This is a genomic window from Methylomonas sp. LWB, from assembly GCF_001856095.1.
Lineage (GTDB): Bacteria > Pseudomonadota > Gammaproteobacteria > Methylococcales > Methylomonadaceae > Methylomonas > Methylomonas koyamae_A.
On record NZ_MKMC01000015.1, the window covers coordinates 1 to 26,729 of the forward strand.

The 26,729-nt window shown below is 55.2% G+C and carries 6 protein-coding genes; all 6 read left to right on the forward strand.

Annotation, left to right across the window (positions count from 1 at the left end):
• Nucleotides 1-5,719 (forward strand): non-ribosomal peptide synthetase (locus BJL95_RS09035; protein WP_071157301.1); only part of this gene is annotated, 5,719 nt, incomplete at its 5' end.
• A gap of 8 nt (nt 5,720-5,727) precedes the next feature.
• Nucleotides 5,728-11,379 carry a type I polyketide synthase gene (locus BJL95_RS09040; RefSeq protein ID WP_071157303.1) on the forward strand — a complete coding sequence of 1,884 codons (5,652 nt, stop codon included), beginning with the start codon at nt 5,728-5,730 and terminating at the stop codon, nt 11,377-11,379.
• The gene (locus tag BJL95_RS09045) at nt 11,376-16,040 is read left to right on the forward strand and encodes a non-ribosomal peptide synthetase (protein ID WP_071157305.1); all 4,665 of its coding nucleotides are present in this window, start codon (nt 11,376-11,378) and stop codon (nt 16,038-16,040) included. Before BJL95_RS09040 ends, BJL95_RS09045 begins: the two co-directional genes overlap by 4 nt.
• 99 nt (nt 16,041-16,139) lie before the next feature.
• Nucleotides 16,140-16,940, forward strand: coding sequence for a class I SAM-dependent methyltransferase (locus BJL95_RS09050; protein WP_139306186.1), 801 nt, complete (start codon nt 16,140-16,142; stop codon nt 16,938-16,940).
• Between the two features lie 79 nt (nt 16,941-17,019).
• The gene (locus BJL95_RS09055; protein WP_071157310.1) at nt 17,020-24,696 is read left to right on the forward strand and encodes a non-ribosomal peptide synthetase; all 7,677 of its coding nucleotides are present in this window, start codon (nt 17,020-17,022) and stop codon (nt 24,694-24,696) included.
• Between the two features lie 29 nt (nt 24,697-24,725).
• Nucleotides 24,726-26,729 (forward strand): carbamoyltransferase C-terminal domain-containing protein, encoded by a 2,004-nt coding sequence (locus BJL95_RS09060; RefSeq protein ID WP_071157312.1) that lies wholly within the window; start codon nt 24,726-24,728, stop codon nt 26,727-26,729.

Genomic DNA, 26,729 nt, shown 5'->3' on the forward strand with positions numbered 1-26,729 from the left:
AAAAACCCCGTACAGCTTCGACGTCTCGGTCTGGGAATTTTTCTGGCCGTTGATCGCCGGCGCCCGTTTGGTCATCGCCAAACCGGGCGGACATAAAGACAGCGATTACCTGGCCAAACTGATCCAAGCCCAGCACATCGACACCCTGCACTTCGTGCCGTCCATGCTGCAAGCCTTCATCGACGACCCCGAAGCGGCACACTGCAACAGCTTACGGCGCATCATCTGCAGCGGCGAAGCCTTACCGTTGAGCCTGCAACAACAGGTCTACGGCAAATTGACATCGGCGCGTCTCTACAATCTCTACGGCCCGACCGAAGCGGCGATCGACGTCAGCGAATGGCCTTGCCATGAAGACGACACCGCCAGCCCCATCGTCGCGATCGGCAAACCGATCGACAACCTACGTTTATACATCCTCGACGGCCAACTGCAGCCGGTGCCGATCGGCGTGTCCGGCGAACTGTACATCGCCGGCATCGGCTTGGCGCGCGGCTATCAGCAAAAGCCGCAGCTGACCGCGGAACGCTTCGTACCCAATCCGTTCGGTCAAGGCGAAAGGCTGTACCGGACCGGCGACCTATGCCGCTACCGGGCCGACGGCGTCATCGAATACCAAGGCCGGGAAGACGGCCAAATTAAGCTCAGAGGCTTTCGGATCGAGTTGGGCGAAATCGAAAGCGTGCTCAAACAGCATGCCGAGATTCAAGAGGCGGCGGTCAAGGTTTGGAGCCAAGGGCAAAGTAAACGCTTGGTGGCTTATGTGGTGAGCCACGCGGCCGACTTCGATCAGGCCGTCAAGCAGCAATTGCAGCAACTGCCCGATTACATGCGGCCGAGCCAAACTGTCAGGCTAGAGCAACTGCCGTTGACCGCTAGCGGCAAACTGGACCGCAAAGCGCTGAAAGAACCGGACATTCAAGCCCAACAGCCCTACCGGGAAGCGCGCAATGCCGTGGAACAACGCTTGGTGGGTATCTGGCGGGAAGTCTTGAACCAAGACCGCATCGGCATCGACGACAACTATTTCGAATTGGGCGGCGATTCTATTTTAAGCATTCAGATCGTGGCTAAGGCAAGACAAGCCGGGATCCGGCTGGATTTGAAGCAGTTGTTTTCCGCCCAGACGATTGCCGTTCTCGCCGAATCGGCCGAGGCGGCCGAAAAATCCAGCGCCGAGCAAGGACGGGTTACGGGGACTGTCATACCTACTCCGATAGTGCATTACTTTTTCGAGACGGTGACCAAGGATGTTCAGCATTTCAATCAGTCAGTGCTGTTGGAAGTGCCGTCTGATATCGACGTTGCCGCATTGCGGAAGAGCTTGGCGGCGGTGCTCGATCATCACGATGTCCTCAGAATGCAAGTCAGGTCGCCGGTCGAGCTTTATATCCCACCCGATGGTGAGATAGAGCAGGTGCTTCAGTTGAAAACCTTCCGCGATGCCGAGGATTTGGCCGAGCAGGCCGAAGCCGTCCAAGCTTCGCTGCAATGGCTCAATGCGCCGTTGCTAAAGGTCGTGTTGTTCCAAGCGAAGGGGCAAGACCGGAATAGCCGTTTGTTTTTGGTGTTGCATCACTTGTTGGTGGACGGCGTCTCTTGGCGGATTTTGTTGGAAGATTTACAGCTGGCTTATCAGGCGGCAAGCGCGGGACAAGTCCCGAATTTGCCGAAAAAAACCAGTGCCTTTCCCGCTTGGGCCGAGCGCTTGCGGCAATGGTCCAAGACCTTGCCCGACCAAGCCTATTGGCTGCGCCATTGTGAGTATGGCTTTGCCCGCTTGCCCTTGGACCATGCGGCCGGCAACAAGATAACCTTGGCCGATACCGTCGTCGAGTCCTTGCAACTCGACCATGAGATCACTCAAGCCTTGATGCTGGCGCCGAGAGCCTTACAAGCCAGCGTCGAAGAAGTGTTGCTGGCGGCGCTGCTGGAAAGCTTGTGGCAACGCTTGGGCAAAACTACGCTAGTCATCGAACTCGAAGGTCATGGCCGGGAAAATGTGTTCGAGGATTTGGACGTTTCCAGGAGCGTTGGCTGGTTTACCTCGCTGTTTCCGTTAGCGGTCGAGGCAAACCTAGCAACGGCCTTGGCCGCTGTCAAAGCGGCCATGCGCGCTTTGCCGCATCGGGGCTTGAGTTACGGTGTTTTGCGTTATTTGAGCGCCGACGCGACTCTGCGAAGGAAACTGGAGGGTGCGGAACAACGGGCTACCGGTATTCGCTTCAATTACTTGGGGCGTTTCGAGAAGGCTAAACAGGCTTCGGTATTCATCGCCCAGGCGCAAGAACGACGCGGCGACGAGCGCTCCGGCCGGCAGGATTTTGGCTTGTTGATGGATTTTAATGGCGCCGTACATCAAGATTGTCTAAGGCTGGAGTTGCGTTACAGCCCGTTACAGTTCGATCGTTCGACCGTTTTGCAATTGCTCGCCGATTTTAAACGCCATTTGAGTGGCCTTTTGGCCGAGGCACCCGTCGAATCCGGCTTCGAGTTGGCAATGCCGGACGAGCAAAGGCTGAGCGACATGAGGCGGCGCGGCGGCGTGCGGGATGTTTATCCGCTCGCGCCGTTACAGCAAGGCTTGCTGTTTCACAGCGTGTTCGACAGCCAATCCGGCAGCTACTTGCAACAAGTCAGTTGGCGTTTCAGCGGTGAGCTGCAAGTCGATTCCTGGCGGCGAGCTTGGCGGGAATTGATCCGGCGGCACTCGATTTTAAGGACGGGCTTCGATTGGCCGGGCGCGCGGCAGCCTCTGCAAGTGGTGTTTGATGACGTGCCGTTCGTGTGGCGGGACCTCGATTACAGCAAAAAGTCGCCGGCGGAACGGCAGCAATTATCGGCAAGCTTTTTACGCCAAGACAGGCAAACGCCGTTCGATGTTAAAGCCCAGCCGTTATTGCGCTTTGCCCTATTGCGTTTGAGCGCCACGGAATCGGTGTTTGTTTGCAGCTATCATCATATTTTGCTGGACGGCTGGAGTTTGCCGAAACTGATCGAGGACGCCTTCGGTCTTTATGCCGCTTACGTAAGCGGCCGGCAACCGTGTTTGCCGGATAGAAGGCCTTTTCGCGACTATATTGCTTGGTTGCTCGAACAGGATAGCCGCACGATGGAGGCTTATTGGCGGCGGCAACTCGATGGATTTAGCGACGTTAACAAACTGGCGATCGATAGCGGTGGCGACAGCCATAGCCGGCAGGCGGAGTTTGCTCAAGCGCAAGCGGTTTTGGATCGTAAGACGACAGCCGCTTTGCAACAGTTTGCTCAGCAACAACGGGTGACGGTCAACATTGTGTTGCAGGCGGCTTGGGTCGTGTTGCTGAGCCGGTATTGCGGCAGCCGCGACATTCTGTTCGGTTTGACGGTTTCCGGCCGGCCGGCCGAGTTGGAGCGGGTCGGCGACATGCTGGGTCTGTTTATCAACACCGTGCCGGTACGCGCGAAGTTGGCATCGGGGCAAACCGTGGCACAGCTGTTGCGACAATTGATGGACGACGGCATGGAGCGTGAGCCTTTTACTTATTTGCAACTGGCCGAAATGCAAGGCTGGAGTCAAGTGCCGGCGGGTCAGGCATTGTTTGACACGCTGTTCATCTTCGAAAACTATCCGATAGACGAAGCGCTGAGCCAGTCCTCATCGATCTTGCAGCTGAACGATTTTCAAGTTTACGAGCAAACCGACTTGCCGTTGACGCTGCTGGTGACGCCGGGCCGGGAATTGAGCTTGAAAATTTCCTATCAACGGCAACGCTTCGACGCCGACGCTATTCAAGGTGTGTTACGGCATTTGCAAGACATCCTGACGCGGATGTTAAGCGCACCTGGCGCTTTGCTGTCGGGGATAGGCTTGTTGTCGCAAGCGGCGCAGCAAGATTTAGTGCAGCTTGACCGGCGGGCGGTCGCCAGCCATTGTCTGCCGGGACTGTGTTTGCATAGTCTGATCGAGCGGCAGGCGCGGCAGTCCGCCAATAAAACCGCCGTGACATTCGGCGAGCAATCGCTGAGCTATGCCGAGTTGGAACAGCGGGCCGAGCGCATGGCCGGGCAGTTGCAGGCGTTGGGTATCGGCGTCGAAAGCGTCGTCGCGATCTGCATGCCGCGTTGCATCGAAATGATCGTGGCGTTGCTGGCGGTATTGAAAACCGGTGCCGCGTATTTGCCGCTGGATTTGAATTTGCCGGTCAAGCGTTTGCACTATATGGTCGAAGATTCGGGGGCGGCATTGGTGCTGGTGTATGGTTCGACCGCGCCGGCGTTTCCGATCGCCACATGCGATGTCGCCCGGCTAGCGGCCGACGCCGCCGAAACGCGGTGCGGGCAAGTCAAGGTCCGGCCCGATAATCTGGCTTACGTGATTTACACGTCCGGCTCGACCGGCAAGCCGAAAGCCGTTCAAATCAGTCATAAAAATATCGTTAATTTCATGCTGACCATGGCGGAACGGCCCGGCATCGTTGCCGACGACCGCTTGTTGGCGGTGACGACCTTGGCGTTCGATATTGCCGCGTTGGAGTTGTATTTGCCGCTGACGGTGGGCGCCACCGTGGTATTGGCCGATAGCCTGCAAAGCGCTGACGGCCACGTCTTACAGGCTTTATTGCAAGAGCACGATATTACGCTGATGCAGGCGACGCCCGCCAGTTGGCGCCTGTTGCTCGCTTCCGGTTGGCAAGGCAGGCCTGGCTTTAAGGTGTTGTGCGGCGGCGAAGCCTTGCCGCTAAATTTGGCCGACCAGCTTAGGCAGCGAGCTGGCGAAGTGTGGAATGTCTACGGTCCGACCGAGACCACGGTTTGGTCTAGCCGTTGCCTGGTAACGGGCGACGGCAAGATCAAACTAGGCGAGCCTTTGGCCAATACCCGGTTGTACGTGGTCGATGAAGACTTGAATCTGCTGCCGCCGGGGTTTCCCGGCGAGTTGATGATAGCTGGCGAGGGCGTGGCCAGGGGGTATCGGCATCGCGCCGGTTTGACGGCCGAGCGCTTCATCCCCGATCCTTTTTCGGCCGCCGGCGAGCGCATGTACCGCACCGGAGATCAGGTCGTTCGCCATCTCGACGGCAGCATCGAATACTTGGGACGGCTCGATTTTCAAGCCAAAATCCGCGGTTATCGGATAGAGCTGGGCGAGATCGAAGCCCGGCTGGAAGATAGAGCCGATATCGAGCAAGCGGTGGCCGTCATCAATCAAACGCAGGCGGACAACCAGCAATTGCTGGTTTACTATCGCGGCAAGCTTTCGTCGGCCCGCGAGCTGCGCGATTACTTGGCGGAGTATTTGCCCGCCTATATGCTGCCTAGCGAATTTATTCATTTGGAAACGTTTGCGTTGACCCATTCCGGAAAAGTGGACCGCAAAGCCTTGCCCAAACCTCAACGTAGCGACGGTCCCAAACCCGTTGCCGGTCAGCCAAAAACCCAAACTCAAAAACAACTGTTGGCCATCTGGCGGCAGGTATTGCAGCGCGACGATTTCGGCACCGAAGAGAGTTTCTTCGATTTGGGCGGCCATTCGTTATTGTTGATGCAAGTATGGAACGCGCTGCAACAACAGTATCCTGCCTTACAAACCGTTGATTTATTCCGCTATCCGACGATAGCCAAATTGGCGGCTTTTCTGGATGACAGCGGCGCGGATGCCTCCGCCGCCGTTGCCAAAGCCGAACTTAAAGCGTCGAGGCAAAAAACCGTCCGGCGTAAAAATCTAATCAACAGCTAAGCGCAACCATGAACGAACATCAGTCAGCGGAAAACGAATTGGAGCCGATCGCGATCGTCAGCATGGCGTGCCGCTTTCCGAAAGCGGACGGTATCGAGGACTTATGGCGCTTGTTGATTCAGGGCGAAGAGGGCATACGGTTTTTTTCCGACGAGGAACTGCTTGCCGCCGGCGTTTCGCCGTCGCAGTTGGCGCAGCCGGCTTATGTCAAAGCCAAGGGCATGATCGAAGGCATCGAAAATTTCGATGCGCATTTGTTCGGTTACACGCCGCGCGAAGCCGAATTGATGGACCCTCAGCAACGGGTCTTGCTCGAATGCGCTTGGCAGCTATTGGAAAGGGCTGCATTAGACCCTGACCGCTTCGAAGGCGATATGGCCGCTTATGTCGGCGTGGGCATGAATATCTATTTGCTCAGCCATTTGTTGAGCGATTACCGGCTGAAAGAATCGACCGATTTTTACCAAATGCTGATCGGCAGCGATAAAGACTTTGCCGCCACCCGCTTGGCGTATAAATTGAATTTGAAAGGCCCGGCGGTCGCGGTCAATACGGCCTGCTCGACGTCTCTGGTTGCCGTGCATTACGCCTGCCAAAGCCTGTGGGATTATCAATGCGACGCGGCCATCGCGGGCGGGGCGACGTTATTGGTGCCGCAACGGGCGGGTTATCTCTACCAAGAAGGCGGAATTCCTTCGGCGGACGGTCATTGCCGGGCCTTCGACGCCCAGGCGGGCGGCACGGTGCCTGCCAGCGGCGCCGGGCTGGTGTTGCTCAAACGCCTGGAGGATGCCCTACGGGATGGTGATACGATTTATGCGGTCATCAAAGGCTCGGCGGTCAATAACGACGGTGCCGATAAGCTGGGTTTTACCGCGCCCAGCGTCAACGGCCAAGCGGCGGTTATTGCTGAAGCGATGGCCGTGGCGGGTGTATCTGCGGACAGTATCGGCTATATCGAAGCCCACGGTACGGCGACGCCGCTGGGCGACCCAATCGAGGTGGCTGCGCTGAAACAGGCTTTCGCCAGGACGAAGCAAAAGCAATATTGCGCATTGGGTTCGATTAAAACCAATCTCGGCCATATGGATACCGCAGCCGGCATCGCCGGTTTGATCAAGGTGGCATTGATGTTACAGCGCAAGCAAATCCCGGCTTCGCTGCATTTTAATCAAGCCAATCCGCAAATCGATTTCCAGCACAGTCCTTTCTACGTCAATCGAGAGCTGCAGGATTGGCCGCAAACACAGAGTCCGCGGCGCGCCGGCGTCAGTTCTTTCGGTATCGGCGGCACCAACGCTCATCTGGTGTTGGAAGAGGCCCCGAACATCCAGCCTTCCGCCGGTGCCGGCAGAGCGATGCAAATCCTGCCCTTATCAGCCAAATCGCCGGAAGCCTTGGCGCAACTGGCGGCATCACTGGCCGAGCATTTAACAAATCGGGACGGATTGTCGCTAGCCGATGTCGCTTATAGTTTGGCGGTCGGTCGCCGGGAATTAGCGCTTAGGCGGGTCGTGTTGGCGGAAAACCTGCAGCAAGCGGTGCAAGCCTTGAGTCGCCCGGATGAGGGCTATGATGCGACCGCCAAACCCGCTTTAGTGTTTATGTTTCCCGGCCAGGGTTCGCAAAAAGTCGGCATGGGGCGGGCGCTTTACCAAAGCGAAGCGGTGTTTAAACAGGAAGTGGATGTTTGCTGCGACTATTTACAACCGTTGTTGGGATTGGATTTAAGAACGCTGCTGTTTCCGGAGCCTGGGCAGGAGCAACAGGCGGAGCGACGGCTGCAACAAACCGAACAGACTCAGCCGGCCTTATTTGTTTTCGAATACGCCCTGGCCAAACAATTAATGGCCTGGCACATCGTGCCTGCGGCGATGATAGGCCACAGTTTGGGCGAATACGTCGCGGCCTGTCTCGCCGGGGTATTTAGCCTTGAACAGGCTTTAAGGCTGGTGGCGGAACGCGCCCGCTTGATGGCGGAAGCGCCGTCCGGCGGCATGCTGGCGGTCAGGGCGACGGCAGAACAATGCCGGCAATGGTTGACTGCAGACTTGGTGTTGGCGGCGGTGAATGCCGAAAGCCAATGCGTGTTAAGCGGCAGTCAGGCGGCCATCGATTGCTTATTGCCTATCCTGCAAGAGCAAGGCATTGCCTATCACCCCTTGGCGGTGTCCCACGCTTTCCATTCGCCCTTGATGCAGACGGCGGCTGACAAGTTTCTCGAGTCGTTCCAAACCCTTAGTCTGCAGTCCAATGCCATTCCCTTTGTCTCCAATTTAAGCGGTGATTGGTACGATGCGACCGATTCGTCGGCGGCTTATTGGCAACAACATATGCTGAAACCGGTGCGTTTCGCCGAGGGCTTGCAGACGCTGTGCGCCGAATTCGGGCAATTGCTGTTATTGGAAGTCGGCGCCGGGCATACCCTGCAGGCCATGACCAAGCCGTTGTTGCAAGGTGGACAAGCGGCCTTGGGCACCTTGGCCGATGCGGGTTCCGATTTACAGGCCTGTATTGCTGAGCTTTGGCGCGCCGGCATCGCGGTCGATTGGCAGCGTTTTTATCGAGATCAGCAGCGGCAACGCTTGGTTTTGCCGACGTATCCTTTTCAGCGCCAACGTTGCTGGGTCGAGGCGAAAACCACCGATTGCCAAGCAGCTTGTCGGGACGAGCGCGCGGATTTGAGCCGCTGGTTCTCGACGGTTAATTGGCAGCGCTGTTTGCTGCCGCCGACAACCGATCTGCCGGCGGCGGATGCTTATTTGGCGTTTGTCGGTGCCGAAAGTTTGGGTTTGGAAACGGCTTCGCAACCATGGCGGCAAATAACCATGGCGCCGAATTACCAAGCATTCAGCGATGGAGCTGGTTCTTTGAATCCGGCCCGGGAAGCCGATTTCGAGCGTTTAATCGGCGACTTGGGCTTGGCGGGACAAACTCTGGAAGTGGTTTATGGCTGGCAGCAGGGCCAAGCGTCTTACGCCGAGCCTTATCTGGGCTTGTTGCATTTTTGCAAAGCATGGCAGCGCTTGTCGCCCGGTACCCCCTGTCGCATCAGCGTCGTTACCCGCCACTTGTTCGAAGTGAGCGGCGCGGAAACAGCGCTGTCGCCGTTACAGGCTTTGTTGCTGGGCCCGGTTAAAGTCGTGCCGCAGGAATATCCGCACATGCAATGCCGTTTGATCGATCTCGACGCCGATCAATCCGTGCGGTCGGACATTTTGGCCTTGCATCCCCGGCATCCGGTGGTGGCGTGGCGGAATGGTTATTACTGGCAGCCGGTACTCGAAAGCCTGGATTTGCCGGAACCGGACCGGGATGCTTTGAAACGCGGCGGCCGTTACTTGATTACCGGCGGCTTGGGCGGCATCGGTCTATTGCTGGCAGGCTTTTTGGCGCGTCATTATCAAGCCAGATTGCTGTTGACTAGCCGGCAAGCGTTTCCTGAGCCTAGCCTATGGCCGTCCGCCGTCGAACTAGACGATAGCCAGGATTTTAATGCCTTGGTCGCGGATTTGGCGCAGACCGAGCGTAGGCTGATAGCCGAGCTGCGGATTCCCGGCTTGGACGATTTTCCGGGCTTGCAATCAAGCCTGGAACGATTATGCAGCCTGCATTTGTTGAATTTTTTCGCGCAGTCCGGCATCTCGCCTTACGGTGGCACGTGGTGGACCGTGAGCGAAATCGGTGCTCAACTGCAACTCCTGGCCAAATTCGACAAATTTTTAGGCCTGCTATTGGAGATTTTGCAACGAGACGGTTTGGTCGTTTGGCAAGGCGAGCGTTTTCGTTTCAATTTAGATGCGCCTTGCGAATGGTCGATCGAAATTCGGCAGCTCGAACGCCGGATCGATAGCGATTATCCCGGCTTTAAAGCTTTATACGAAATGGTGGCGCATTGCGTGGCCCATTTTGCCGAGGCCTTGTCCGGCAAAATAGAAGCGATCGGCGTGTTGTATCCCGACGGCGACCGCAGCTTGATTTCGGAAACCGGCAAAAAAACCGTCGAACACTCCAATCACCGGGTTTATTACCAGTTATTAAAACATTTCGTTCATCGCACCCTCGATAATTCCGATGGCGTCGTCAGGATACTCGAAGTCGGCGGCGGCAGCGGCGTGCTTACTGGCCAGATCGCGCCCGGCTTGTTAGGCAAGAAGGTCGAATATTATTTCACCGACATCGGCAAGTCGTTTGTGCTGAAAGTGCAGCAACAAGCGCAAGCGCAAGGTTTCGATTTCATGCGCTTTGCGGTATTCGATATTTTTCGGGATCCCGTTGCCCAAGGTTTCGAGTTTCAAAGTTTCGATTTGATTTACGGCTTGGATGTCGTGCATGCGACGCCGGATGTCGCTAAAGCGGTGACTCAGCTCAGCCGCTTATTGAAACCGGGCGGGGCGTTGTGCTTGGTGGAAACCCCGCCGATTCCGCGTTGGTACGAGATGGTTTGGGGGCTGGCCGAGGGTTGGTGGTATTTTAACGATACCGAACTGCGGTCCGGAACGACGCCATTGTTGAGTCCGGATGCTTGGCAAGAAGTGTTGCAAGGTAGAGGTTTGTTCGCCGATGTGGCGGTGTTCCCGCGCGAAGCCGAGGCGCGGGCGAAAACCGATTGTTGCCTGGTCGTCGGTCGGGCGCCGGGCCAAAAACGGCTTGCAACCGGAGACGGCCATACCCGCGCCAGGCCGCAGGCCGAAACCGTGGCCTCCTTGTTGGATATGCAAAGACTTGGCGCCGAAGTGCTGGTTTGCACGGCCGACGTTTGCGATCCTCAAGCCATGCAAGCTGCGGTCGAGCAAGCCCGCTTGGCCTACGGGGGATTGGATGGGGTGTTCCATACCGCCGCCAGCGATAGTCGGGGCTTAATCGATCTGCAAGACCAGTCCCGTTCCTTGGCCGAGTTGCAACCCAAAGTCGTCGGAACCCAGGTGTTGCAACAATGCCTGGATTTCAAACAACTGGATTTTGTCGCCTTGTTTTCGTCGTTGAATGCCATCACCGGCGGCCAGGGAAATATTGCCTATACGGCGGCGAACAGCTATTTGGATGCCTTTGCCCATTATTGCCGTCACCGCGACTTGGGTAGGGTTTACGCGTTGGATTGGGACCGTTGGCAAAGCATCGGTCAGGCGGTCGCTTTCGAGCGGCGGGTCGCCGATAGCTCGGGTGCTGTTTTGCAAGGCGGCATTAGCGATGTCGAAGGTTGCGAAGCCCTGCGTAGAGCGCTGGCATCGGGCTACCGCCAGTTGTTGATTCGAACCGGGCGCGGCCAGGAACTGAGTCCGTCGACAGTGGAATCCGCCGCCGAGTCTCGGCCAAGCGGCCACCAGCGGCCGCATTTGGCCCAGCACTATGTCGCGCCGGAAAACGAAATCCAGCAATTGATCGCCGGGGTTTGGTCCGATGTGCTCGGCGTCGCCCAGCCGGGCATACACGACGAGTTCGCCGCGTTGGGCGGGGATTCCTTGATTGCGATTCGGGTCGTATCGCGGCTGAAAGAGGCGCTGGATATGAATCTGGAAGTGAAGTTAGTCTTCGAATACAGCACCATCGCCCGTTTGGCCGACCGGATCCAGACCCTGCAATCGGTGTTACGCCTGTCGGCTGTCGATGCGGATGCTAACGAAGACGACGAAACCCAATATGAAGGCGGTGTCATTTGAGTTCGGTCGCCGATTTGCTCGAACCGTTAAACCAACGAGGTATCCGGCTTTATTTAGAGCAAGGCGAGCTGCGCTTTAAGGCGCCCAAGGGCGCTATGACGCCGGATACCCTGGCGCTGTTGAAAACCAATAAGGCCGAATTGACGGCCTTGCTCAGACAAGCCGAAGCAAGCCGAAGTGCGTTGAGCGAACCGTTGAGCCGCTTCGCCGATACCGACGAGGTACCTTTGTCCATGGCTCAGCAGCGGCTATGGTTTTTGTTTAAGTTGGAAGGCGCCACGCCTACCTACAACATCCTGATGGCCAGCCGCTTGCTGGGCGACTTGGACGTTCCGAGGTTACGCCGTAGTTTCGAGTACTTGATTCGCCGTCACGAAAGCTTGCGTACCTCCTTCAGGGAAAACGACGACGGACTCGCGCGGCAAGTGATCGCCGAGGATTTCGATTTAGAGATGGTGGTGGAGGATATCTCCGCTGACCCCGACAGCGAAAAACAAGCCTTATTGGAGCAAGCCAAAGGCCGGATGGCCGCAACTCGTTTCGATTTGACACAGGCGCCTTTATCCAGGGTGAGACTGATCCGTTACAGCCATCAAGAATGGGTGTTGTTAATGGCGATGCACCATATCATCGGTGACGGTTGGTCGATGGGGATTTTGAGCCGAGAATTGGGCTTGGCTTATCAGCGGGATAGGGACGGCAGAGAATCCCATAGTGAGGACATTGCCGTTCGTTACCGGGATTATGCGGTATGGCAGCAAAGGCCAAGGCAGCGTGCCTTAATCGAGCAGGGTGTTCAGCGTTGGTGCGAGCTGTTGGCGGATAGCGAATACCGCCTGGATTTGAATACCGGTAAAAAACGACCGGAATCGCGTAGTTATCGCGGTTCGACTTGTCCGTTGCGGCTTGATCCGACGTTGAGCGGACAGCTGGAGCGCTTGGCCGAAAGTCAAGGCGTTAGTCTTTTCGTATTGCTGTTAACGGCCTATTTCATTTTGCTGCAGCGCTATAGCGGCAGGCACGATGTATTGGTCGGCACTCAAGCCGCCAACCGCAACGAGCCGGGTTTGGAGCCTATCGTCGGCTTTTTCGTCAATACTCTGCCGTTGCGCGCCCGTATCGACGGCAATTCCAGGGTTGCCGAGCTCTTGGCGCAGGTTAAGGAGTTTTGTCTTAAGGCGTTTGATTTGCAGTATGTGCCGTTCGAGCGTTTGGTCGAAGCACTGAAACCGGAACGGGACTTCGGTTCCAATCCTTTGGTGCAAATCATGTTTCTTTGGCAGAACGCGCCGATAGCGGACGTCGCGCTCAAAGGGCTGACCATGCAGCGCGAACCCTTGCCTAGCGAAGCCGCCAAATTCGATTTAACCTTGGAGTTGGGCTTGGAACAAGGCCGGATACAGGGCGTGTTCGAATACAGCACCGATTTGTACGATGCGCCGACAATCGAAAACATGGTGCTGCATTACAGCAAAATATTGCAAGGCATCGTGGAAAACCCGGACGTGGCGGTCGCCGATGTGCGGCTGTGCGAACCTCGCGGCGGCCGTATACCTAGTCTTGCCGAGCCGGGCCGAGAAAATTTGATTTCGGTATTCGACGCTCAGGTGGCGAAGACTCCCGAGGCCAAGGCTTTGAACGACGGGCGGCAGGTCTTGACCTACCGGCAATTGTCGGATCGGGCCGCGGCGCTCGCTTGGCGCTTGGCGTCGGCCGGCATTCGGCCCGGCGCTATCGTGGCGATTTATTTACCGCGCGGCAACGATTATCTGGTAGCGTTGATCGGCATTTTAAAAGCCGGTTGCGCTTATTTGCCGCTGGAAACGACGTTGCCGCGGGCGCGTATCGAATTTATCTTGCAGGACGCTCAGGTTGCCGCCGTGGTTGGCCGGGAATCCCTGTTTCCGGCGTATGCGCATATCGATTGCCGGGATTTGCAGCAGCCGGCCAGTTCTTTACCAATGCCTAACGTCCCCGCGCAAGCGCCGGCTTACTTGATTTATACCTCCGGTTCGACCGGCCAGCCCAAGGGAGTGTTGATCAGCCAACAATCGGTGCTGGGTTTGGTCGGCACTTTGGCGGACCGGATTTACCGTCAGCGCGGCGAGGTGATGAATGTCGCGTTGATGGCCTCGTTTATTTTCGACGCCTCGGTGCAACAGATTTTCGCGGCATTGCTGCAGGGCCATTGTTTGCATATTTGCGACGACGAAGCGCGGCGGGACGGGCCGATGTTGTTGGCTTTTTTGCAAAGCCAAGCGATTGATTTAAGCGATTGCACGCCGACTTTGTTGCAAATCATGCTCGAGGCCGGTTTGGCCGAACGCAGCGATTTGCGGTTAAGACAATTGATCGTCGGCGGCGAGGCATTACCGCCGCCGCTCATTGAAACAATCGCGAGCGGTTCTGAAGGCGGCCGCTTGGAAATCTACAACGTCTACGGCCCGACCGAATGTACCGTCGACACCACGCTGCATCGCGTCGATCTACAGCGCCGTTACGCCGCCGCTGCGGTCAGTATCGGCAGCGCGCTGGACCATGCCGAGGTGGAAATCGTCGATATTTACGGCAACCGGCAGCCCGACGGCTTGGCCGGGGAAATCGCGATCGGCGGCAGGGCGTTGGCATTGGCTTATTGGCAACGACCGGCATTGACCGCGGAGCGCTTTGTGCCGGCGGATGGCGGCCAACGCTATTACCGAACCGGCGATCAAGGGCGGGTCAATCGATACGGTGAAATCGAGTTTCTGGGCCGCTTGGATGGACAAGTCAAAATTCGCGGCTACCGTATCGAGTTGGGCGAAATCGATGCCCAATTGCTTAAGCTTCCCGGTGTTTTGCAAGCCGTGGCCGTGGTCAATCGGGGCGAAGCGGTCGAGATCGTCGCTTACTTGGTCGTGCAAGCCCAGCCCAGCCTTGGCGATTTGCGTGCCGGCCTGGCCAAGCAACTGCCGGAGTATATGATTCCTGCGCATTTTGTGGTGTTGGAGCGTTTGCCGGTCAACGCTTCCGGCAAAATCGACCGAAAAGCCTTACCGAAATGTTCCGAGGCGCAGCGTCTGAGCGACGAACTGGGCGGCGCGGCGCAGGGCGAGCGCGAAAGCCTGCTGGCGCAAGTCTGGTGCGGGGTGTTAGGGCTGGACGGCATCGGCCGCGAGGATAATTTCTTCGCCTCCGGCGGCGATTCGATCAAGGCTTTGCAGATCGTTTCCCGCTTGCGGCAGCAAGGTTGGAAGCTGGAAGTGTGGGATTTGTTTGCCTATCCGTCGCTAAGCCGATTGGCGCCTAGATTGAGCCCGCTCAAGGCGGTTGCGGAAGTGTTGGACAAGGCCGAAGGCGAACTGCCGTTGACGCCGATTCAGCAGCATTTCTTTAGGTATCACGGCTGCGATTTTCATCATTTCAACCAGGCTTTTTTATTGGAAACCGAAGCGCTGGATGCCGATCGTCTAAGTCAGGCGCTGCTGCAGGTTTGCCAAGGTCACGATGCGTTTTTGCTGCGCTACCAATACCAAGACGGGCAGTGGCGACAGTTTTATGCCGACGGCGAGCGCCTGGCTTTTTTCGAGCTGGAACTGCCTTCGATGGCGGACTTAAGCGCGCATGCGGCCGAACTGCAAAAGTCGTTCGACTTGACGGTCGGGCCGTTACTGAAAGCCGTATATTACCGGCTGCCGGACAAGCAGTTCTTGTTATTACTGGCGCACCATTTGATTATCGACGGCGTATCCTGGCGGATATTGATGGAAGAGCTGGATGACGCTTATCAACAAGGCAGCGCTTGGCAAGCGCCGCCGCAGACCACGTCGTTGAGTGTCTGGATGCAGCAGTTGCGGCAACAGGGCGCGAAGATCATCGCCGAACAACACGATTATTGGCGGCGGCAAACCTTATCGCCTGGTTTGGACGGCCGGGATGTTAAATATCAAGACCTTGACATCGTTAAGGTCGAGTTCGATGAAGACTATAGCGAGCGGTTTTTGACCGGTGTCCATCATGCTTACGGCACGGAAGCCAACGATTTGTTGCTGGCAGCCTTGCTGTCGGCTTATCACCAATGGGCGGGGGATTCGGCACTGAGTCTGATATTGGAAGGGCATGGTCGGGATGTACTGGACGATGTGGATCTTAGCCGCACGATAGGCTGGTTTACCACGCGTTATCCGGTTAGCCTGGAATATCCCGCCAATCGGGATTTGGGGTATTTGATCAAAACCGTCAAGGAAGCCCTGCGCGCAATTCCCGACAAGGGCCTGGGTTACGGTTTGGTTCGCTATATGGACGATGCTACAAACCGGCATTCGTTTCAAGACCCCGCGATCAGTTTTAACTATCTGGGCCAGTTCGGTGAGCATAGTCGGGGCCGCTTTACTTACACCGATGAAAACATCGGCGCCATCATGTCGCCCAATGCACAGACGCCGTATTTGATCGAATTTGTCGGTCGGCATGCGGCAGGTCGATTAATGTTTGAAATAGCGTATCCCCGGCAGGTGTATCGAGGCGAAGGGATAGGCGAGTTTGCGGCGGCGTTCGAGCAGGCTTTATTGGCGATTATCGATCATGCCGCCACTTGCAAGGCGCAATCCTTGACGCCGTCGGATATCGATTACGATGGATTCGATATCAATCAATTGGACGATTTTCTGGCGCAAATATAAACCGCTTTAACGTTTTTATTTTGTTTAGCCTTTGGCCTTAATAGAGTGTTTGTTTCAAGAGCGAACTCAAGCATCTAAAATTAAAAGTGGACGAAATCTATGTTAGATGCTCGGTTTATATCTGGAACAGCTTCGCTCTATAGTCCTTTATCAGGCACGGAGCATTTAGCGCCATTACTTTATAGCTTGATTCGCAGCGTGCGTCCTAGGTCTGTAGTGGAATTTGGCATGGGTTATACAACGCCTTTCATTGTCAAAGCGCTTTCAGATAATCAGCAGGACGTTGACCGAGAACGGCCTTTGTTAATCGCTAAAACTCGAGAGGCTCATCAAGTTGCGAACACCGTTGAATCTCAAAGAGACTGGTTTTTAGCGCAGCCGACCGGTGCCGATCCCAGGTTTTATGAGCCAGAGTATCAGCCCATGCTTTATGCTTTTGATGATTTCTCCGAGGAATATAGCTCCGCTCCGAAGGTAATGGAGGCATTGACTGCCTTGGGTTTGGAGCGCTTTATGACTTTGTCGAAATCGTCGGCGATTAATCATAGTTCGATTATCGCGCCATCGCATCTGCCTATTGATCTGGCTTGGAATGATGCATTGGACTATGAAGCGTTTTTCGATGAATACTGGCCGCTTGTGAATCCGAATGGCGGATTAATGATTTTTCATAATACGGTTAACGGCTGCCCAAAGTGTGCAATGTTTGTTAAGCAACTGAAGTTAAAACAGGTGAGTCAATTTTCTGATTTTGAGTTGCTCAGCTTTTTTGAGCCGTATAAGTTACACCAAAATAGTTATACCGTAATAAGAAAAATAACGGCGTTCAAAGAACATTTTCTGGATTGGGATCAAAAGTCGATTGCTGAAAGCGCATTGCGCCTGATCGATAAGCATTGACGAGATAAACCATCCGGAATGTGTTTCGGTTTTTAATGTCGGTCATCTTGAATATTAGATAATAAATAGGATTTGTACCTTGGCTGTCGATAAACAAAATGTGGCGAATATTTATCCGTTGACGCCTTTACAGGAAGGGTTTTTATTTCACGCCTTATCTAATCAGGACGATTCTTATATTCAGCAGATTGCCTATTTGTTAAATGGGCGCTTCGATCCGCGACGATTCAGCCAAGTATGGGACAAATTATTCGAACGTCACGAAATTTTGCGGGCCTTGTTCTTTCATGCCGGAGCCGAGCGACCGTTACAGGTGATTTTGAAAAAACAATCCCCGGTTTTCGAGACTATCGACTTGCGCCATTTAGAGGTGCAGGAGCAATTACAGCGGCGCCGACAAATTAAGTCTAAAGACCGTAAACGCGGATTTCGGTTACAGCAAGATTGCCTGACGCGTTTTACCTTGTTGCAGTTGCGGGACGATTTGACCGAGGTCATTTGGACCCACCATCATATTATTTTGGACGGCTGGTCTTTAGGGATTCTATTGGCGGAATGTACCGCGCTCTATGCGAATCCAAATAGCGAATTGCCGTTTACGACTCCCTTCGCACAGTATGTGAAATGGTTGGAAGGAAAGGACAAGCAACAGTCTTTGGCGTTTTGGCGCCATTATCTGGCGGACTATCAAGACGAAGTGAAATTGCCGTTTATTTCGACTTCTTCATTCCAGAATTCCGATCGTATCCGAGCTACTTTTCTATTACCCGAGGCTATTTTTAACGGCATTCAAGGCTTGACCAAAACCGTTCAAGTTAGTCTGAACACCATCTTGCACGCGGCTTGGGCCTTATTACTGGCCCATTACAACGGCAGCGAGGACGTGGTTTTCGGTACCACGGTGTCGGGCCGGCCGGCCGAGATCGACCATGTCGAGCGAATCGTCGGTTTGTTTATCAATACCATTCCGGTCAGGGTATTGCTTACGCCGACGATCAGCGTTAGGGAATTATTGTTGATTGTTCAGCAGCGGGCGATAGAAGCGGAGGCGCATCATTATTCGCCGCTTTCGACCATCCAGAGCCAACACCCCTTGCAAAACCGCCTGATCAGCACCCATGTGACCTTGGAAAATTTTCCGCTCGACGAACGCTTTAAGCAGATGTCGGCTCAAGAGAATGCCGAATTAAGCGTGCAAGCCAACGAGGTGATCGAGCGCACTCATTATCCGTTTGACATCCAGTTTTTGCCCGCCGAGTGCGGCATTAAGGTGCAAATGGCCTACGGCTCGGAGTATCAAGCCGATATGCATCGCTACATCGAGGCGCATTTATGCCAAATTTTGCGGCAAATTATCGAAGCACCGGCAATGAAATTAGCGGAAATTTCGTTGTTGGACGAGCAGGGCCGGCAAGCAATTATTCAACAGACTGAGCAAGGTATAACTTGCTTTAGCTTCGATGCCTTATTGTTACGTTTCGAACGTGCCGTTCATACGGCGCCCGACGCTATTGCATTGAGCTACGAAGCGCAACAGTGTAGTTATGCCGAGCTGGATGCTTATGCGAACCATCTTGGCCGGCGTTTGTACGATCTAGGTTTAACGGCCGGTGATTTCGTCGGCTTATGCTTCGATCGCTCCCTGGAGTTGGTGGTCGCCGTGTTGGCGGTATTGAAAGCGGGTATGGTTTATGTGCCGCTGGACCCATTGTTGCCCGAACAACGGATGCGTTTCATCGCCGGGGATTCGGGGATCAAAATGCTGTTGACGACGCAAGACAAAGCCGTTCAGTTGGCGGATGTGGCGCCACGCTTGGAAACAGTGGCTGTCGCCGAGTTGAACGCCGCAACCCATTTGCCGGCGAATTGGCAGGCAAGGCCGGATAGTCCTGCGTATGTGATTTATACCTCGGGCTCCACCGGCCAGCCCAAGGGCGTGTTGGTGAGCCATGGCAATATGGCCCGCTTGTTTTCGGCGGCCGATACGCTGTTCGAATTCAATGCCGACGATGTTTGGTGTTTATTCCATTCATACGCTTTCGATTTTTCGGTTTGGGAAATGTGGGGCGCTCTGGCCTACGGCGGCCGTTTAGTGATCGTACCGTATTGGATCAGCCGTTCCCCGGACGATTTTCATGCCTTGTTGGGCAGGGAAAGGGTGACGGTGCTGAACCAGACGCCGACCGCGTTCAAACAGTTGATCGATGTCGACCAGCAACACACCGCCAAGCTATCGGCGTTGCGTTACGTGGTTTTCGGTGGCGAAACCCTGGAATTCAAGCAGTTGAAACCCTGGTTCGACGCCTACGGAGACCGGCCGCAATTGATCAACATGTACGGCATCACCGAAACCACCGTACACGTCACCTTTAAAAAAATTGCCCCCGAGCAAATCAGTTTACCCGGCAGCGTGATCGGCAAACCCTTGCCGGATCTATCGGTTTATCTTTTGAATCGTTACGGCCAATTGGTTGCGCCGGGTGTGCCCGGCGAGTTGTACGTCGGTGGTGCCGGGGTGTGTTTGGGTTATTGGAACCGGGCCGAACTGTCTGCTCAGCGTTTTGTGCACTTACCCCAATTAGGGTTGGATACGCTGTTTTATCGTACCGGAGATAGCGGCCGTTATTTGGACGATGGCGAGCTGGAGTATTTGGGACGTCTGGATCAACAAGTCCAATTCCACGGCTTCCGGATCGAATTGGGCGAGATCGAGCAAGCCTTGCTACGGGAGTCGGTTATCGAACAAGCCGTGGTCATGCTGATCGAAAACCAGCAAGGCCAGCAAACCTTGGTTGCTTATTACCTCACACGGACCGGAGAAGCGTTAAAAACCGCCGAATTAAGGGAGCTGGTCGCCAAACAGTTGCCGATTTACATGGTACCTGGCTGCTTTGTGTATATGTCGCAGTTTCCGTTGACGGTCAACGGCAAGGTAAACCGGCAGGCTTTGCCGACGCCGGAAACGGCAGCGGACCAGCCTTATTTGGCGGCCGAAACGGCGGAAGAAGGTTTATTGGTTCAAGTTTGGCAAAAACTGTTGCAACAAGAGCATGTCGGCGTGCAAGACGATTTTTTCGCCTTGGGCGGGGATTCGATTCAGGCGATTCGGGTGGTGTCTCACTTGCGTAAGCAGGGTTATCGAATAGACGTTCAGGATTTGTTCCGCTACCCGACCATACAGGCTTTAGCGCCGCAGTTAACAGTGCTGTCCGTCGAAAACAAAACGCGCCAGCTCAGCGGTCGTTTGCCATTGACGCCGATACAACGATGGTTTTTCGAGCAACAGGGCAGTCAATCCCATCATTTTAATCACACAGCCTTGCTGGAAGCGTGTAGCGGAAGCTGGCAAATCCCCTATCTGGAGCGCGCTTGGCAGCAGTTATTGCAACACCACGAGGCCTTGCGCAGTTGTTTTCATTCGGTAGAGCAAGGCATGGCAGCCGAGATTCTAGCGGAGGATCGCTGCCGCATCGCGGTGCAAGCGGTTTCGCTGTTGTCGGCGGCGGACGTCGAAGCGGCCATGGTCGCGCATGCCGCCGTCGTGCAGCAAAGTTTCGCGGTGGATCAAGCGCCGTTAATCCGCTTGGTGGTGTACCAATGCCCGGCCGCCGACCGCTTATTGATAGTCGTGCATCATTTGCTGATCGACGGTGTGTCGTGGCGCATTTTATTGGAAGATTTCAGCGCCTTATACGATGCCTTGAGCCGCGGGGAAACGCATGAACTGCCTCGGCAAACCGACAGTTATGCCGACTGGGCGGAAGGCTTGTCGCGCTATAGCCGGCAGCCGGCCTTGCTGGACGAATTGGCTTATTGGCGTGCGCAATCGGCTAGTAAAAGCGCCGCTTCCTGGTCCGGAAAAGCTTGTTGCTACCAGGATGCGCTGAGCCATCAGTCTCAATTAAGCGCCGACCGGACGCGGCAATTATTGCAGCAAGCCCATGCTGCCTACAACACGCGGGTCGAAGACTTGTTGTTGGCGGCCTTGTTACCGACCTTGGAAGCCTGGAACGGTTTGACCCGAACCGTGTTATTGCTGGAAGGTCACGGCCGCGAACCAGTATTGCCGGAATTGGATGTTAGTCGGACCGTCGGTTGGTTTACCTCCCTTTATCCCGTGGTATTGGAAAAGCGGCCGAATCGGGATTTAAGTTATCAAATTCGCTGGCTGAAAGAACATTTGCGACACGTGCCCAATAAAGGCATCGGTTACGGCGTGTTGCGCTATTTGACGCCGGCCGAATTAAGGTCGGCGGCTGATTTGGGGTTTGCCGCAGACTTGGTGTTCAATTATTTGGGGCGTTTCGAGCGCAACGACGACGCCGGCCTGTATCGCGCCTTGAGCAACGACGTCGGCGCGGCGGTCGCGGGGCAGGGAATGAGGCCCGCTGCCTTGGAATTCAGTGCGATGGTGTTGGAAGATCGCTTGTGTATCGAATGGCGCTATGACCGGCATTTGTTTGCCGAAGATGCCATGCAGCGCTTGAGCCGTTTATATGAAGAGAACTTGAAGGCGGTCATAGACCATTGCCTGCGGCAAACATCAGCCGTGCCGACGCCGTCCGATCTTTGCTACGGCAATTTGAGCCTCGATGAATTGGATGAACTTTTGATCGCTTACCGGCAAAACGTCAGCGATGTTTGTCCGTTGACGCCGATGCAGGAAGGCATGCTCTATCACGCTGTACGGGAACCCGCTTCCAGCGCTTACCACGAGCAGATCAGCTTTAGTTTGCAAGGGGCCTTGGACTGCGACAGCTATCGCAAGGCTTGGGATCAGCTGGTTGCGCGGCACGGCATATTACGCACGATATTCGTCGACGACCAAGCGCGTAAACCCTTGCAAATCGTGCTGAAGCACGCCGACTCGAATTTTGGAGTGGAAGATTGGCGCGAGGACGGAAAGGCGTTGCGGAGCTTGGCGGATTATTTACGACAGGATTTGGAGCAGCCGTTTAACTTAGCCGAACGACCGCCGGTGAGGGTTAAGCTGATTCGCTTACCCGACCAGCGCTGGTATTTGGTTTGGAGTTTTCATCATATTTTATTGGATGGCTGGAGTGTCGGAATCTTGATGAACGAAATGACCCGGCTTTATTTGGGCATTCTAAGTCATGCCGAGCCGCAGCTGCCGGCGTCGCCGCCCTTCAGCCAATATTTGCGCTGGTTGCAGGAGCAGGATACACAGGCCGCCGGCCGATTCTGGGCTGATTATCTGGAAGGCTACGACGAAGTGGCCGCATTGCCGTCTCATCCCACCCAACAGCAAGGCCAAGCCGAATTCAAGCAAACGCTGCCGGCCGATTTGCCGGAGCGGCTGCAGCAGACCGCCAAACGCTATAAGGTTACTGTCAATGCCTTGATGCAAGCCGCTTGGGGTATCCTGTTGGGGCGCTATAACGATAGGCGGGACGTGGTTTTCGGCACCGTGGTTTCGGGCCGGCCGAGCGCCATAGCCAATATCGAGCAGATGGTGGGTTTGTTGATTAATGCGGTGCCGGTGCGGGTTAGCTTTGACGAAGCGGAACCGGTTTTTGTGTTGTTAAACCGTTTGCACCAACACAATAGCAGCAGCCAGGCTTACCAATTTTTAACCATGGCGGAGAGCCAGCCTAAACAAGGTGCGCCCGACCACTTGTTAGTGTTCGAAAACTATCATCTACAAGCCGAGGAAGGCGATAGTCAGGTCGAATTAACGGTCACCGATGTGCAAACCAGGGAACAGACCAACTACGATTTGACCGTTGTCATCAGCCCCGGTCGGCCATGGCGGTTGACTTGTCTGTACAACAAAGCCCGTTATGCGGAAAGCTATTTGCAACAAGTGATGCGGCATTTCATAGGCTTGTTAAACGGTTTGGCCGAATCCGCCGAGCAACGTATAGCCGACTTGACAATGCTGACGGTCGCCGAGCAGACTTGGCTGACGCAGATCAGTGCCGGGATTGAACCGCCGCTGCCGACGCCGGATTTGGCCGGCTTATTCGAGCAAACTGCCGCGCGTTGCGGGGAAAAAATTGCCTTGCGCGGTCTGGATGCCCGTTACAGTTACGCCGAGCTGAACGCCGAGGCCAATCATATCGCCAAGCGTTTAACGATGGCTGGTGTCCAACCGGGCGACATTGTCGCGGTTGCGTTGCCGAGGTCCTGCCTGCGGATTATTGCCGTGCTCGGCATTATTAAGGCTGGCGCCGCTTATCTTGGATTGGAGTTGGATCTTCCCACGCAACGGGCCGAGGCAATCTGCCGGGATGCTGGCGTGCGTCTATCGATTCAGCGCGGCGGATTCGAACTCAACGGCGTGCGGGGCTTCGATCCCTATGAGCCAATAAATCAAGACCTCGGCGAAACGCCTCCTCGGCGAGTGATTCCGTCGGCGGCTGTCGCTTATGTCTCCTATACTTCCGGTTCCACCGGCAAACCGAAAGGGGTTTTTGTCAGTCAGCGTAGCGTGATTCGTTTGGTCGTCGATAGCGATTACGTGACAATTTCGGAAAAAGACAAATTCTTGCAGTTTGCGCCGTTGTCGTTCGACGCTTCGACTTTCGAAATTTGGGCGCCGTTATTGAATGGCGCGGAATTATCGGTAGTGGAACAAGACCAACCCAGCTTGCAACAGCTGGGTGTTTATATCGAGCAGCGAGGCATTACGATCCTCTGGTTGACGGCCGGCCTGTTCCAGCAGATGGTCGACGAACAGCTCGAGAACCTGGCCAGCGTCCGGCAGTTGCTAGCCGGCGGCGACGTGGTGTCGGCGGAACACGTGCGCCGCCTATTGCAGCGCTTTCCTGCCGCGACCTTTGTTAACGGTTACGGGCCTACCGAAAACACCACTTTTAGTTGTTGTCAGCGGATAACTCAAGCGTCCGCGTTGGCAGCTAGCGTGCCCATCGGCAAGGCCATTGCCCATTCGGAGGCGTGGGTATTGGATAGCGAACTGCGCTTGCAACCCATTGGTGCGCTAGGCCGCTTGTATGTCGCGGGGGAGGGAGTTGCTTACGGCTATTACCGCAAGCCGGCACTCACGGCTGCGGCATTTATTCCCCATCCTTATGCCAAGCGGCCCGGCAGCAGGCTGTATGCGACCGGTGATTTGGTTTCCATGAGAATGGACGGCAGTTTGGAGTTTCTCGGTCGTGCCGATAGGCAATTCAAGATCAGGGGTTACCGCATCGAGGCGCAAGAAGTAGAGGCGGCGATTAAGGCGCAGGATTCGGTGCGGGATGTGCTGGTGCAGGCCGTTAAAGATCCCGGCGGCGATAACACCTTGGTGGCGTATGTCATTGTCAAGTCCGGTTGCACGTTCGATCGCGACGGCTTGGTGGCGGCAACGGCTGAGCGCTTGCCGCGCTATTTGCTGCCGGACGTCTGGATGGAGGTCGGCGAATTTCCGTTAAATAAAAACGGTAAGGTCGACTACGCTCTATTGCCCGATCCCTTCGCATCGACATCGGCGCTGAAAGTCGCCCCACGCAATGAAACGGAGAGAGAACTGTTGGCGATCTGGCAACAGGTTTTGAATAACGAAGCTATTGGTGTTTGCGACGATTTTTTCAATTTGGGTGGACATTCGTTAAAAGCGACGCGGATCGTCGCGTTAATCCGCAAGCAATTGCAGATCGAAGTGCCGTTAAGGCTAATTTTCGAAGCACCGACCATTGCCTTGTTGGCCGAAAGATTGTCGACAATCGAAAAGGCCGGTCAGGCGGGGCCAAAACTGGTTAAGCGGGACCGCAGCCAGCAAAAGGTCGTCTGAACGGATGAAACAACAAAAGAGGAGTTAGCGTGATAATTTTAGGTCTGGCAGGCGGTTTCGATCGGTTGTACGAATCGTTTTTCGATTTCGGCGCCGATTTGCTGCACGATGCCGCGGCGGTTATTGTTCGGGACGGTGAGGTCGTCGCCGGCATAGAGGAAGAGCGCTTAAACCGGATTAAACATACCAATAAAATCTGGCATTCCTCAGTTCGGTTTTGTTTGCAACAAGCCGATATTCGCTTAGAGGAGCTGGACCTAATCGCCGTTTACGTCAGCGAAGCTTTTTTGGACGAGTCGCTAAAGCAACTGCGATTGGTCAAAGCCGACATGGCCGCCGTCGAAGACGGGCGGGCTATGTATCAGTACTTGTTCAGGCGCGAGTTCGGCGTCGATCTACCGCGCGAGAAATTTAGTTTCGTCAACCACCACTTGGCTCATGCCGCGACGGCTTATTACATGTCGGGCTTCGAACAGAGCTTGGTGTTGACCATAGACGGTTCCGGCGACAATGTGTCGACAACCGTGGTCGACGTGCGGGCGAATACGTTTAACACCTTGATGACCAAGCCGGTGCACGAATCCCTGGGTTTTTTCTACCTCGACGTCATCCGCTTTCTGGGATACAGAATTTTTGATGAATATAAAGTCATGGGCTTGGCGCCTTACGGTGACGCCAACCGTTTCGCCGATCAGTTTTCCGGATTCTATACGCTATTGCCGAACGGCGATTACACCTTGCACCGCGAGAAAATCGTCGGCTTATACGAAGCCTTAATGCCGAGGCATGGCGATCAGCCGTTCGAGCAAATCCATAAAGATTTGGCCGCTGCCTTGCAACAAGCCTTGGAAACGATCGTCATGCATATGTTGAGTCATTTTCAGCAAGCGACCGGACATATGAGGCTGGCGTTGGCGGGCGGAGTCGGGCAAAACAGCAGTATGAACGGCAAGATTATGCAGTCCGGCTTGTTCGAAAAAGTGTTTGCGCCGTCCTTTGCCGCCGACTCCGGTTGCGCTTTCGGCGCGGCGATGTATGCGGCGCATTGCAGCCTGCCTGAGCTGCCGTTTAAACGCGTACCGCACGCTTATTGGGGTACGCCGACCTTGGCCGGGGACGATTTGTACCGAACCCTGGCTAAATGGCAAGCTTTCGCGACCATCGAAAAAATGACGGATCGCGCCGACCGGGTTAGCGACTTGATGATAGCGGGCAAAGTGGTCGGCTGGGTGCAAGGGCGTTCCGAGTTCGGTCCCAGGGCCTTGGGTAACCGCAGCATTATCGCCGACCCGCGTTTGGGTTCGCATAAGGAGACCATTAACGCAATGATTAAGATGCGCGAAAGTTATCGACCCTTCGCGCCGTCGGTGTTGGAAGAATATGTCGGCGATTTTTTCGACGTGCCGGGCGACGAGCGAGACTTTCCGTTCATGGCCTTCGTTTTGCCGGTCAAGTCGGCGCATAGAGATACCCTGGCGGCGATTACTCACGTTGACGGTAGCGCGAGGTTACAAACTGTCAGTAAAGTTCATAATCCAGAGTATTGGGAATTGATCGACGCTTTCAGGCAAAAAACCGGCATTGCGATGGTGCTCAATACCTCGTTCAATAACCATGCCGAACCGATCGTGGATAGTGCCGACGACGCTATGGTCTGCTACCTGACGTCAGGCTTGGATTATTTGGTCGTCGGCGAGTATTTGCTGACGAAAAAAGCCTGGGGCGAGACCGAACTGAAGAGTTTGATACCGGCCTTGCCCAAAGCGGCACGGCTGATTCAGGAAGATTGTTACCGGGATAACCAGCACCGGTCGCTACAAAGCTATATCGAATGGAATTACGGCGGTAGTTCGCGCCGGCTAATACCCAATGACCTCTATCGCGTATTGCAAGCGGCCGACGGCAAAATGCCGCTACAAACCTTGATGGCGCGAGCAGGTGTCGGTTCCGATAACGAAGCGGCGCTTTACGAGGCCTTTCAGGAATTATGGTCATCGCGTTACATCGTTTTGACCCCCTCTGCTGTCGGTTAA